Raw genomic sequence first — 12,810 nt, 5'->3', positions numbered from 1 at the left:
TTATTTAAAGCTTAAAGTTTTAAAGCTTCGTAGCTTTATAAACCAAGTTCTGCCATAAAGTCGTCATCTAAATCACTTGCTTTAGCAGCATCATCAGCAGCTTTTTGTTTTTCTGCTTTATGCTTTGCTTCGTTTTCAATGATGTCATCTGGGTCAATAGCTTCAGCAATATCAAAATCGTGTAATTTGATAAACTCAGTTTTATCCATTGCTAATTCTAAATAAAAGATATTTTGTTTACTGGTGGTAAATGTCACGCGCCGTGCTTGCGGTCTATCCATCGTAGTATCGACCGAAATCTGTACTTGCTTATTGATGGCCATCATCTTCGGTTGATTTTGGGTAATTGAAGTATGTAACTGCTCGCGTACCTTTGAAGTAAAATCACCAACGATTTGGTTCATCAATTCACCGAGTACATTTGATACGTCGTCCGATAAGTGGCTATGAGCTAGTTCTTCTTCAGGCATCCCCATATTACGCATGTAATCATGATAAATCTCCATCGCCGCTTGCGAGGTGAAATTAGTAATTACCAGTCCTGTAAATCCGCCATCAAATAATACAAAACAACCGATATCAGGACGCATACAGGTGCGGGTTATTTTTTGTACCATTGCTGAGTAGCTAATGCTATTACCACTTGCCGACGACAATACACTCGTTACAGAATGGCAAAGGGTTGCCAATATATCATCTGTGCTGATCACTTTACTTTTGCTCATAAACTTCTCTTTTTCTACTTGTTATTCATTATTCTAGCCAAGCTACTGAAATTATCACTGACTATCCAGCATAAAATGCTAAAATAGCCCTATTATTTTTCAAGAGACTGTTTGTGTGAACATAAAAGACAGCATTTATGCCACTGAGCAAGCGGTTAAAGACTTTAGCTTTGACCAACATGTAGTAGAAGTTTTCCCAGATATGATCCAGCGCTCAGTTCCGGGTTATGCAACCATTGTTAGTACGATGGGTAAATTGGCCGGTGAATATGCGCAAAGCAATTCAAACCTTTATGATTTGGGCTGTTCCCTTGGGGCAGTAACATTAAGCATGCGCCGTAATATCCGCACTGATAATTGCCATATTATTGCCGTTGATAATTCACAAGCCATGGTTGAGCGCTGTAAATTACATTTGCACGGCTTTCGCTCAGAAGTGCCTGTTACAGTGACGCTTGGTGATATTAATGAGCTAAATATTGAAAACGCGTCAGTGGTCGCCATGAACTTTACTTTACAGTTTATTCCACCCGCACAGCGCCAAGCCGTGCTTGAAAAAATATACGCGAATTTAAAACCCGGTGGTGTATTGCTGTTAAGCGAAAAAATCAAAGGCGAGAACGAGCAATGCGATAACTTGCTGATTGACTTGCACCACGATTTTAAACGCCACAATGGTTATTCTGAATTAGAAATTAGCCAAAAACGTACCGCCATTGAGAATGTAATGCGCCCAGATACTTTAAATGCTCACCTTTCTCGACTTACCGATATTGGCTTTAGCCAAACCCAAGTGTGGTATCAATGTTTTAATTTTTGCTCACTGGTAGCAATCAAGTAACAAATATAAAGAGTAATTCAATGTCTCAATGGTTTAACCAATTTTACGCCGCAATCGCACAAAGCCCGCTAAGTCACTGGCTGGAAACGCTACCTAGCCAATTAAAACACTGGCAATTAGAGGCAAGTCACGGTGATTTACCAAAATGGCAGAAAGTGTTAAAAAACTTGCCTGAAGTGGCGACCAAACACGTCAATATTATCGACAAAGTTGAAATTGGTGCCCCAGGCGAAATGACCGACGGCGAACAAAAACAAGTTACACACTTATTAAAACGAATGATGCCATGGCGTAAAGGCCCTTTCAGCCTACACGGTATTGAAATTGATACTGAATGGCGCAGCGATTGGAAGTGGGACCGTTTATTACCGCACATTGAGCCGCTAAAAGGCCGCACGGTTTTAGACATCGGCTGTGGCTCTGGCTATCACTTATGGCGGATGCGCGGTGAAGGCGCTGAGTTTGTGGTTGGCATTGATCCGTCTGATTTATTTTTATGTCAGTTTCAAGCCATCAAACACTTTAACCCAGATGAAAACGTGCATTTATTACCGCTAGGTGTTGAAGCCCTGCCTGAGTTAAAAGCCTTTGATACGGTGTTTTCGATGGGTGTGCTTTATCATCGTCGTTCCCCTATCGACTTTTTAGCACAATTAAAAGCGCAGCTTCGCCCAGGTGGTGAATTAGTGCTTGAAACCTTAGTCATTGAAGGCGATGAAAACACAGTACTCGTGCCCACTGACCGCTATGCGAAGATGCGTAACGTGTGGTTTATTCCGAGCACGGCAGCGCTAAAACTCTGGATGGAACGTGTTGGTTTTAAAGATGTGCAAGTGAAAGACTGCGCTATTACAACGCTTGAAGAACAACGTAAATCAGATTGGATGGAAAACGAGTCCCTGATCGACTTTTTAGATCCAAACGATACTAGTAAAACCATTGAAGGTTACCCAGCGCCGTTGCGTGCAATTTTGACTGCAAAGGCTTAATACTAAAGGAACTAGGTTTTAGGTGCTAGGAACTACCTAGCACCTGCTACCTAAATCTATTGTGTCATTATACGGACAAGTGTCCTTGTCAATAATAGTAAACTCATATTTGAACTAGCCGCGCCCTTGCAATTGTTGTAAAATACGCGCGTTTCTAAGCATACACATGCAAAACCATGCAACTTTTTTGAGGAAATCCTGTGAGCGAACAAAAACAGTCTCTAAGTTATAAAGACGCGGGCGTAGATATCGATGCCGGTAACGCACTTGTTGAGCGTATTAAAGGCGTAGTTAAAAAAACCCGTCGTCCTGAAGTTATGGGCGGAATTGGTGGCTTTGGCGCACTTTGCGAAATCCCAGCTGGTTATAAGCAACCAGTACTTGTTGCAGGCACTGATGGTGTTGGTACTAAGTTACGCTTAGCTATCGACCTTAAAAAACACGATACTGTAGGTATCGATTTAGTTGCTATGTGTGTAAATGACCTTATCGTTCAAGGTGCTGAGCCATTATTTTTCCTAGATTATTATGCAACAGGCAAACTTGATGTTGATACTGCCGCAGACGTAGTAACAGGCATTGGTAAAGGCTGTGAGATCTCTGGCTGTGCATTAATTGGTGGCGAAACTGCTGAAATGCCAGGTATGTACGAAGGCGAAGATTACGACATGGCTGGTTTTTGTACTGGCGTAGTTGAAAAAGCAAATATCATCGATGGCACAAAAGTAGCTGCTGGTGATCAACTGATCGCGCTTGCATCAAGCGGCCCGCATTCAAATGGCTTCTCATTAATTCGTAAAGTACTTGAAGTATCAAATGCTGATACAAGTGCTGAATTTGAAGGTAAAACATTAGGCGAAACTCTGCTTGAACCTACACGTATTTACGTTAAACCATTACTTGAGCTGTTCAAGCAGGTAGATGTTCATGCTCTTTCGCATATTACTGGCGGCGGCTTTTGGGAAAATATCCCACGCGTATTACCAGAGTCTGCAAAAGCAGTTGTTAAAGGTGATAGCTGGCAGTGGCCTGGTATTTTCAATTGGTTACAAGAAAACGGTAACATCACCACCCACGAAATGTACCGCACATTTAACTGTGGTGTAGGTATGGTATTGGTTGTGCCTGCTGACAAACTTGAGCAAAGCTTAAGCATCTTAAAAGAGCTTGGCGAAAATGCTTGGCACCTTGGTGAGATCCATGATGCCAAAGCTGGCGAAGAGCAAGTAGAAATCCTAGGCGGCCGTGATTAATGGCCCCTGCTCGTCTAGTAGTCTTAATTTCAGGTAGTGGCTCTAATTTACAAGCCATCATTGACGCCTGTAATAACGGCGAGATAAATGCAAACATAGCGGCTGTTATTAGTAATAAAGCAGACGCTTATGGCCTTGAGCGAGCAAAGCAAGCGGGCATTGCAACAGCAGTGCTCAGCCATAAAGATTTTGACTCGCGCGAAGCCTACGATGCGCAATTAATGAACGTTATTGATTCTTTTGCACCAAATCTAGTTGTATTAGCTGGGTTTATGCGTATTCTTACTCCTAACTTAGTGCAAAAATTTAAAGGAAAAATGTTGAACATTCATCCTTCTTTGTTGCCTAAGTACCAGGGGCTGAATACCCACCAAAGAGCAATTGATGCAAAAGATGACATTCATGGCGTAAGTGTGCACTTTGTTACTGAAGAGTTAGACGGTGGTCCTGTCATTCTTCAAGCCAAAGTACCCGTGCTGGCAGATGATACTGCTGACACATTAGCAAAACGCGTGCATGCACAAGAGCATATAATTTACCCTTTGGTGGTCAAGTGGTTCAGTGAACAACGACTTACTATGGAAGCAGATTATGCAGTTCTTGACAAAAAACAACTTCCTGCACACGGCGCGCACTACCCAGAATAAAAAACTAAGTGCCTTGCTATTGTGTGCGGGCACTTTATTACTTCCTACTAGTTTAATTGCTGGTGAACTTACTCAATTTGAAGCTAACTATGATATTTTGCGCAAAGGCGAAAACCATGGTCAAGGCGTCCGCACATTAAAAAAACTAGCAGATAACAGTTACCAAGTTAGCTACCACAGTGACATTGAGTGGATGATATTCTCAGATTCACGCAAAGAAACATCAAATTTTACTTTCAGCGACAAAAAAATCACGCCTGAAAGTTATAGCATGATCCGCACAGGCACAGGCCCGGATAAAGAATATACACTGCAATTTGACCACACTAAAAAACTCGTAAACAGCAGTGAAAGTAAATACCCTATTGAGTGTGAGTGGTCTGAGCAATTTCAAGACTCAATTTCATACCAAGTACAAGTGCGCGAAGAATTAAAAATGGGTAAAACCAGCTTTTCGTATCCGTTAGTTGATAAAAAAGGCAACTGCCGTGAGTATAACTTTGAGGTCGTTGGTAAAGAGACTATTTCCCTACCAATCGGTAATATCGAAGCGATCAAAGTAAAACGCTTATATGATAATGATAAACGCCAAGCGCTTGCATGGTTCGCCCCAGAAATGGATTACATGCTAGTCAGGATGTGGAAAGGCGAAAAAGGCGTAGAACAATTTGAAGTGCAACTTAACTCGTTCACGGTAACCAGCCCAGTTGCATTACCTGAAGAAGTTAAAAACGAAATAACACCAGAATAAATTGCTTTCAAGATGCAAGACGAAAGGCTCAAGTGTGACGATCATAACTTGGGCTTTTCAGCTTATAACCACATTAATTAAGTTCAAACGTTAAAACTGACGGCTAAATTAACTCACCCATTTTAAATAACGCAAATTCACCAGCTTCCATTTTTTGCCAACGCTCATCGTTGGTCAGTGGCCGAGTAGCGATCACCGTTACGACATCATTTGGCGTAGTTTCTTGTTGAAAATCTACCACCATATCTGCATCAATTAACGTAGCCTTACCGAACGGCGCACGGCGGGTGATCCAATGCAAATTATTAGTACAATACGCTAACACATACACACCATCAGTCAGCAACATATTAAACACACCTTTTTCACGTAAAGTGTGTGCAAGCTTTGCCGCATAACGAAACACTGACGCCATATTAGCTGGACGTTTAGGGTATTTTTCACGAATTTGATCGAGTAACCAACAAAACGCCAGTTCACTGTCGGTATTACCCACTGGCCGATAATATTCAGGTTTTAAATCATGATAATTCGAAAGCTGACCATTATGCGCGTAGGTCAGCTCCCTGCCCCACAACTCACGGGTAAAAGGATGCGTATTTTCAAGACAGACACGGCCACGATTACCTTGGCGAATATGGCTAATCACCGAGACACTTTTAATGGGATAGGCCTTTACTAACTTGGCAATTTCAGACTGACAGCTAGGCTCAGGATCTTTAAAAGTACGACACCCCTTCCCTTCATAAAAAGTAATGCCCCAGCCATCTTTATGCGGACCTGTGTTACCACCGCGCTCTAACAGCCCTGAAAAACTAAAACAAATATCTGTAGGCACATTCGCCGACATGCCAAGCAACTCACACATAAAATAAATTAACCTTTCAAAAATTTTTATACTTTTAAAACACTGCTTTTTAAAAAGCGTAAACCCGTAACTTAGGCCTTAGCGGCATTGTTAAACATAAGCAAGGGCAAGGCAAGCAAGAAAACAGCTTAATTTTTTCTCAAATAAATCATACTGACGAATCACACATTTATCCGTATGCTGATGTGCACAGATTGCAAAATAACAGTCACTGATATTTTCACTAAGCTACTTGATAATTATTCACTCTAGCGCTACTCTAACTAAAGGTGGTCTGACCTCTATTAAGGATTGAATACATGACACTCATATTTACACTTGGTTTAATCGTGCTGCTCAGCATCGCGAGTTACCACAGAGCGAGCTGGAATACTGCCCTTGGCGTTTCCATCGCAACACTTGTCATTGGTACCTTTGCAGGTGCATTTGGCGCAATTAGCTGGTTGATCTTCTTGATCATTGCAGTGCCATTGTCTGTTACTGGCATTCGTCAGCAATATATTATTAAACCTATTTTTGCCATGTTTAAAAAAGTTACTCCAACTATGTCTGAAACTGAAAAATCAGCCATTGATGCGGGTACAACATGGTGGGAAGCCGATCTTTTTTGCGGCCGTCCTGATTGGAACAAATTACACCAATACCCAATGCCTAAATTGACAATCGAAGAGCAAGCCTTTATCGATGGTCCAGTTGAGGTGGTATGTAGTATGTTGGACGACTGGGAAGCAACTCATGAGTTAACCGATTTACCACAAGATGTTTGGCAATACCTAAAAGATAATAAATTCTTTGCCATGATCATTAAAAAAGAATATGGCGGCCTGCAATTTTCTGCCTTTGCACAATCGTGTGTACTGCAAAAGTTAACCAGTAAATCTACCCTGCTTTCATCAATTGTAGGCGTTCCTAATTCATTAGGTCCGGGCGAATTGTTACAGCACTATGGTACTAAAGAACAAAAAGATCATTACTTACCTCGCCTTGCTAGTGGTCAAGAGATCCCATGCTTTGCCTTAACTTCACCAGAAGCAGGCTCTGATGCCAGCGCCATTCCAGATTATGGTGTGGTATGTAAAGGTATGTGGGAAGGCGAAGAAGTCATTGGTCTTAGCCTAACATGGAACAAACGTTATATTACGCTAGCGCCTGTTGCGACAGTATTAGGTCTGGCGTTTAAACTACAAGACCCAGATGGTCTACTAAGCGATGTTAAAGAGCCAGGTATTACTTGTGCACTTATTCCTACAGACATGCCAGGTGTTGAAATTGGTCGTCGTCATTTCCCGCTAAATGTACCATTTCAGAATGGTCCTACTCGTGGTAAAGACATTTTCGTACCGCTTGATTACATTATTGGTGGACCAGAAATGGCCGGCCAAGGCTGGCGCATGCTGGTTGAATGTTTATCGGTTGGTCGTGCTATTACATTGCCGTCAAACTCAACGGGTGGTATTAAAACAATTGCACTTGCAAGTGGTGCATACAGCCGTATTCGTCGTCAATTCCGTTTACCTATTGGCCAAATGGAAGGTGTTGAAGAGTCACTAGCAAAACTAGCAGGTTATGCGTACAGCTCAGATGCGGCTGTTAGCATGTCAACTGGTGCGGTTGATTTAGGCGAAAAGCCATCGGTTGTTTCGGCAATCATTAAATACCATTTAACCGAGCAAATGCGTGATTCAACCAACCATGCAATGGATGTTCACGGCGGTAAAGGTATTATGCTTGGGCCAAATAACTATTTAGGTCGTGGCTATCAAGGTGCACCAATTGCCATCACTGTTGAAGGTGCAAATATCTTGACCCGTAATATGATTATTTACGGTCAAGGTGCCATTCGCTGCCATCCATTTGTACTGACTGAATTGGGTGCCTGCGCAATCGAAGATCGTGAAGAAGCGCTAGCGGTATTTGATAAAGCGTTAATGGGCCACATCGGCTTTACTATGTCTAACCTTGTACGTACTAAGTGGATGAGCTTTACCGGAGCCCGTTTTGCAACTACACCATTTAAAGACGAAACAGCCGAGTTTTACCGTACTGCGTCACGCTTTAGCGCGTCACTTGCATTGATGTCTGATATTAGCATGGCTGTATTTGGTGGCTCACTAAAACGTAAAGAGCGTATTTCCGCTCGTTTAGGTGATTTGCTTAGTTACCTTTATTTAGTGTCTGCAACGCTGAAACGTTATAACGATGAAGGCCGTAAAAAAGAAGATTTACCGCTTGTACAATGGAGCTGTCAAGATCACCTTTACCACTGTCAACGTGCACTTGCTGATTTAATTAACAATATGCCATCAGCTCCGCTTCGTGCAGCACTTAAGTTGATGTTGTTCCCGTTCGGTCGTCCAGTTCGTAAACCGACTGATAAACTTGAGCATAAATTAGCACAAATTTTACAAGTACCTAGCGAAACACGTAACCGTTTAGCAAGCTACGTATACTTAACAAATGAACCACTTAACTTAGTTGGTCGTCAAGAGCAAACGCTTAAAGACGTGCTAGCTGTTGAACCTTTATTTGATAAGGTATGTCGTGAAAAAGGCGTTAAACTGCCTTTCTTCCAGCTTGATAAAGTTGCTCAGATGGGACTTGAAGCGGGTATTTTAACGCAAGCAGAGGCTGATCAGCTGGCAAGCGTTGAAAAAGCACGTTTAGATGTTATTAACGTTGACGACTTTGACCCTGCAGATTTATTAGCAGGCAAAGCCGCACGTAATAACACGACAAAAAAGGCGAATGCTGCTTAACATATTAAGTTAACACAGCCAACAGCCCGCCTGTTGTAATCATCCAAACCAGCGCAAAATGCGCTGGTTTTTTTTGTGCTATATATAATTGTAATATACACCAGCCAACACTCAGGCTCAGTAATAACCATTCTATTTGTTCAACAAACAGCAGATAGCTGCTCAGTGTTATCAAAAAGAACAAGCAACTTGGCATAAATTGGCTGATAAAAAACACCCGTTGTTGATAATTTGCTTGAAAAAACAACTGATACTTATCATGTAACTTACCACAATCAAATTGCAGTGAGCTGGTAAACAACACCGTAAAAGCTGCGGCTATCACGTTAAATATAGCCTCTAAATCAGCACGCTCATTGAGCAAAGTAGTGATTGCCATAAATACACACAACAATAAAGCCACTCGCCATACTAGTACCCTGCTATGTTGCATAAAAAAGCTCAGCCAAAAAGTAGATAATGCATTGATCGGTAACTGGTCGCTCAGCGAAAATGCTGGCAACAACATGCTCAGCGCAAATAATATAATAAAGCCACAGTGATAGGCTAACGGCGCTATATTAATCGGTAGCAAGACTAAAATAGCAGTAAATACTAAGCCATATATTAATGCTCTTGGCTTGTACAAACACAGTACACCGAGGCTAAACTGCAGTAACATAAACAGCACAAAATGGGGTGCTCGTAGCCACTGTGAATAGTTTAAATCCAGCGCAATTACAGCACTTGCTAGCAACCAGCCATTGCTTAAAAGCAATAGTTTTATATCCATTAACTTAAGCCAGTTTGACCTTACAATAGTGCGTTGAAAGAGCCGCTGCTGACTATTTTGAATGGCTGATTTCATTGCACTGAGCATCACGCTTTGCAGTAATAGATACAGCCACGCCATTTGAGCGCCATATTGCGGCGCATCTATGCTGTCGATGATTTTGCCCAGACCTAAAAATAACAGCAAAATCATTCCAAGCATGGCTGAGCCAAGTACCACTAAAAATAATAAGCCGAAGTTTTTAAGTTGCTGTAGTAGTTGTGCCAGCTCAATTTTATAGGCCTGATAACGATACTGCATAAATGAGCGATATTGTGCAATCTCAAGCTTAATACCTAGCTTGCTCATAAGGGGACACACTCAAAGCCATGCTCGATAAACGGCGCCGGCTCATGGCAAGTGATAATGATTTGCCCATGCGCTTTATCTGCTAAATAATTATCTAGTAAACCAAGTAAATATATAATGCTGGCTTGATCAAGTGCCGCACTGGGCTCATCTAGTAACAAATACGGCGCACCGCGCATTAACGCTAAAATTAATTGGCACTTTTTTTGATTACCCGATGACAACGCATCAAAACGAGTCGCTAAAAAATCTGAAAAATTAAAGCCGCTGATAAGCGCTGTCGGCCAATCGCAGCCTAAACTGCTAACCGTTAAATTGATAATTTGTTTCGCGGTTAAAAACTCAGGCAGCGCGATGCGATCACTGGCAATTGCTACCTGTTTATAAGGCTCAGACAACACCTTGCCTGCAAATAATATCTGTCCACTTTGTGGTTGCTCAAGTCCAGCAAGCATCATTAGCAGCGTGGTTTTACCTTGACCGTTCGGCGCTTCAATACATACTCTCGGTGCTGTAAAGCTGATGCGATAATCTTTATATAGGATGTTTTGGGCAAATTGCTTGTGTAAACCACTAACTTCAATCATCACTTTCCTTTTATATGAGAGAGCCTTTTATATGAGTGAGTATTATAACGTAGGCTGTATTTTTAACGATACAGGCTTTGTAACACTTTGTTGCAGTTAAAATCAGCTAAAAACTTGCGTTAAAATAGGGTTAGGGCAACACTAAAACCGGTAAAAATATGCTTAGATAACAATAAACCAAGGAATGTACTATGAACAAAAAATTGCAATTTGCCGCACTCGCCTGTGCAATCAGTATTGCCTTGAGCGGTTGTAGCCAATCAACCTCAACAACAGCCGTCACCACAGTACAGTCGCAGCAAACTCAGCAAGTTAGCACTTATAATGCTAAAACCTTCTTTGATACGACCGCAATTATGGGCAGTAGCTTTTCACCCAATGGCGATAAAGTACTGGTAAGCTCTGATGAAAGTGGTATTTACAGCTTGTATGAAGTAGATGCAAAAACAGGCAACAAAACCCGCTTAACCAATTTTCAGGATAGCACCTACCCTGTCCGTTACTTCCCAAATGATGAAAGGGTCCTCTTTAGCAAAGATTCTGGCGGCAATGAGCGCTTTCACGTCTACGTCCGTGAACTTGACGGGTCAATAACAGATTTAACCCCCGGCGATGAAACCCGCGCAAGCTTTGCAGGATTTACAGAAGATAGCAGCGAGTTTTTTATTACTAGTAACCAGCGCGATGCTAAATTTATGGACTTATACCGCGTTGATAGTAAAACCTATAAAATCACCCCTGTTTATCAAAATACGCTTGGTTTAGATGTCGGAGCAATCAGCCCCGATGGCCGCTATATCGCACTATCTAAAAATAACACCAATAAAGACAGCGACACATTTATTCTCGATACCTATAAAAAGACCCTCAAACCACAGCTAATTTCAAAACACAATACACCAGCTCAATACACGCCTGAAACCTTCTCTGTTGATAGTAAATACTTATACTACTCAACGGATGCTAAAGGCGAGTTTTCACAAGTGTGGCGTTATGAGTTGGCTTCAGAGGAGCATAGCCCTGTATTAAAAGATAATTGGGATGTCAGCTTCATTTATTTTTCTAAATCAGGGCGTTATCAAGTCAGCGGTGTCAATGCCGATGCCAGCACTAAAGTCACGGTGATTGATACCCAGTCAGACAAAGAGATTGCGATGCCTCAGTTACCCGCAGGTAACTTACGTGGTGTTAACTTTTCTGCAGATGAAAAAAGCATGGCGTTTTACTTAAATTCAGATACCTCGCCAAGTAACCTGTTTGTCTGGCAAGTGGGTAGTGATAAGGCACAGCAATTAAGTAATACTTTAAGCAAAGAGATAGATCAAAATGATTTAGTTGAAAGTACCATAGTGCGCTTTAAAAGCTTTGACGGTTTAGAGATACCCGGCGTACTTTATAAACCCAAGCAAGCCAGTAGCAATAATAAAGTGCCAGCGCTAATTTGGGTGCACGGTGGCCCAGGTGGCCAAAGCCGCACTGGTTACAGTGCAATGCAACAACATTTAGTCAATCATGGCTATGCTATTTTTGCGGTTAATAACCGTGGCAGTTCAGGCTATGGTAAAACCTTTTTTCATTTAGATGATAAAAAACACGGCACCGACGACTTACAAGACATTGTTTACGGTAAAAAACACTTACAAAGTTTAGATTGGGTCGATGCAGAAAAAATCGGTATCATAGGTGGCAGCTACGGTGGCTTCATGACCGCAGCAGCGCTTGCTTTTGAGCCTGAAGAATTCAAAGTGGGCATTAATATTTTTGGTGTCACCAACTGGGTAAGAACGCTCAACTCAATTCCACCGTGGTGGGAAAGCTTTAAAAAAGCGTTGTACGATGAAATGGGCGACCCTGCAACGGACGGCGAGCGTCATCGTGCAATCTCACCGCTATTCCATGCTAAGAATATCACCAAACCATTAATGGTTATTCAAGGCGCCAACGATCCGCGCGTATTACAGATAGAAAGTGATGAGTTAGTTGCCGCAGTGAAAGCCAATGGCGTACCGGTCGAATATGTATTATTTGACGATGAAGGTCATGGTTTTAGCAAAAAAGAAAACCGTATCAGTGCCTCCAACGCGTATCTAAACTTTTTAGATACCTACTTAAAAGAACGCTTTGGCCCACAAGGCTAATATATTAAAGCTGACTAGAAGTTTAATTATAAGCCTGTAATTCTGATCAAGATTGCAGGTTTTATTATGTTCTTTGTCAAGTTCAGATAAGATAACTGATAGCTGATAGCTGATAGCTGATAGCTGATAGCTGAT

The 12,810-nt window shown here is 41.8% G+C and carries 11 protein-coding genes; 7 read left to right on the top strand and 4 right to left on the bottom strand.

The genetic code is table 11. From position 1 onward, the window contains the following. Positions 1-35: 35 nt before the first annotated feature. Positions 36-725, bottom strand: coding sequence for a DUF3334 family protein (locus H5163_RS17135; protein ID WP_145242354.1), 690 nt, complete (start codon positions 723-725; stop codon positions 36-38). 115 nt (positions 726-840) lie between these two features. On the opposite strand from H5163_RS17135, the gene cmoA reads away from it, so the two are divergent. From cmoA to H5163_RS17110, 5 genes are all read left to right on the top strand, one after another. Continuing rightward, positions 841-1,566 (top strand): carboxy-S-adenosyl-L-methionine synthase CmoA, encoded by a 726-nt coding sequence (gene cmoA, locus H5163_RS17130; protein WP_145242356.1) that lies wholly within the window; start codon positions 841-843, stop codon positions 1,564-1,566. A gap of 20 nt (positions 1,567-1,586) precedes the next feature. Beyond that, on the top strand, positions 1,587-2,555 hold the full coding sequence (gene cmoB / locus H5163_RS17125) for a tRNA 5-methoxyuridine(34)/uridine 5-oxyacetic acid(34) synthase CmoB (RefSeq protein WP_182717957.1): 969 nt from the start codon (positions 1,587-1,589) through the stop codon (positions 2,553-2,555). A 200-nt stretch (positions 2,556-2,755) separates the two neighbouring features. Then, positions 2,756-3,808, top strand: coding sequence for a phosphoribosylformylglycinamidine cyclo-ligase (purM, locus tag H5163_RS17120; protein WP_145242360.1), 1,053 nt, complete (start codon positions 2,756-2,758; stop codon positions 3,806-3,808). Then, complete coding sequence (gene purN / locus H5163_RS17115) at positions 3,808-4,455, top strand: phosphoribosylglycinamide formyltransferase (RefSeq protein WP_145242362.1); 648 nt, start codon at positions 3,808-3,810, stop codon at positions 4,453-4,455. Before purM ends, purN begins: the two co-directional genes overlap by 1 nt. Beyond that, entirely contained in the window at positions 4,409-5,206 is a 798-nt protein-coding gene (locus H5163_RS17110; protein ID WP_404936108.1) for a DUF3108 domain-containing protein, read from the top strand. Before purN ends, H5163_RS17110 begins: the two co-directional genes overlap by 47 nt. Before the next feature lie 103 nt (positions 5,207-5,309). Here H5163_RS17110 and H5163_RS17105 read toward each other — a convergent pair whose 3' ends face one another. Next, complete coding sequence (locus H5163_RS17105; protein ID WP_145242366.1) at positions 5,310-6,074, bottom strand: class II glutamine amidotransferase; 765 nt, start codon at positions 6,072-6,074, stop codon at positions 5,310-5,312. Positions 6,075-6,373: 299 nt separating this feature from the next. On the opposite strand from H5163_RS17105, the gene fadE reads away from it, so the two are divergent. Then, a complete protein-coding gene (gene fadE / locus H5163_RS17100; RefSeq protein WP_182735597.1) occupies positions 6,374-8,830 on the top strand; it encodes an acyl-CoA dehydrogenase FadE in 2,457 nt (818 codons plus the stop codon). Positions 8,831-8,834: 4 nt separating this feature from the next. Here fadE and H5163_RS17095 read toward each other — a convergent pair whose 3' ends face one another. Then, positions 8,835-9,950, bottom strand: a complete 1,116-nt coding sequence (locus H5163_RS17095; protein ID WP_182735596.1) for a DUF6136 family protein — start codon at positions 9,948-9,950, stop codon at positions 8,835-8,837. Further along, a complete protein-coding gene (locus tag H5163_RS17090; protein WP_182732242.1) occupies positions 9,947-10,537 on the bottom strand; it encodes an ATP-binding cassette domain-containing protein in 591 nt (196 codons plus the stop codon). The genes H5163_RS17095 and H5163_RS17090 overlap by 4 nt, the downstream gene beginning before the upstream one ends. A gap of 191 nt (positions 10,538-10,728) precedes the next feature. Here H5163_RS17090 and H5163_RS17085 point away from each other — a divergent pair, with 191 nt between their 5' ends. Next, positions 10,729-12,675 carry a S9 family peptidase gene (locus H5163_RS17085; protein WP_182732243.1) on the top strand — a complete coding sequence of 649 codons (1,947 nt, stop codon included), beginning with the start codon at positions 10,729-10,731 and terminating at the stop codon, positions 12,673-12,675. The last annotated feature ends 135 nt before the right edge of the window (positions 12,676-12,810 follow it).

It is taken from the genome of Pseudoalteromonas sp. SG44-8, assembly GCF_014164125.1.
GTDB classification, from domain to species: Bacteria; Pseudomonadota; Gammaproteobacteria; order Enterobacterales; family Alteromonadaceae; genus Pseudoalteromonas; species Pseudoalteromonas rhizosphaerae.
This window is presented reverse-complemented; position numbering and strand designations above follow the sequence as displayed.

Bases quoted from the DNA above. Each gene is read 5' to 3' on its own strand.
- H5163_RS17135 (WP_145242354.1), bottom strand. From the start codon at position 725: ATGAGCAAAAGTAAAGTGATCAGCACAGATGATATATTGGCAACCCTT.
- fadE (WP_182735597.1), top strand. From the start codon at position 6,374: ATGACACTCATATTTACACTTGGTTTAATCGTGCTGCTCAGCATCGCG.
- purN (WP_145242362.1), top strand. From the start codon at position 3,808: ATGGCCCCTGCTCGTCTAGTAGTCTTAATTTCAGGTAGTGGCTCTAAT.
- cmoB (WP_182717957.1), top strand. From the start codon at position 1,587: ATGTCTCAATGGTTTAACCAATTTTACGCCGCAATCGCACAAAGCCCG.
- H5163_RS17090 (WP_182732242.1), bottom strand. From the start codon at position 10,537: ATGATTGAAGTTAGTGGTTTACACAAGCAATTTGCCCAAAACATCCTA.
- H5163_RS17085 (WP_182732243.1), top strand. From the start codon at position 10,729: ATGAACAAAAAATTGCAATTTGCCGCACTCGCCTGTGCAATCAGTATT.
- H5163_RS17095 (WP_182735596.1), bottom strand. From the start codon at position 9,950: ATGAGCAAGCTAGGTATTAAGCTTGAGATTGCACAATATCGCTCATTT.
- H5163_RS17105 (WP_145242366.1), bottom strand. From the start codon at position 6,074: ATGTGTGAGTTGCTTGGCATGTCGGCGAATGTGCCTACAGATATTTGT.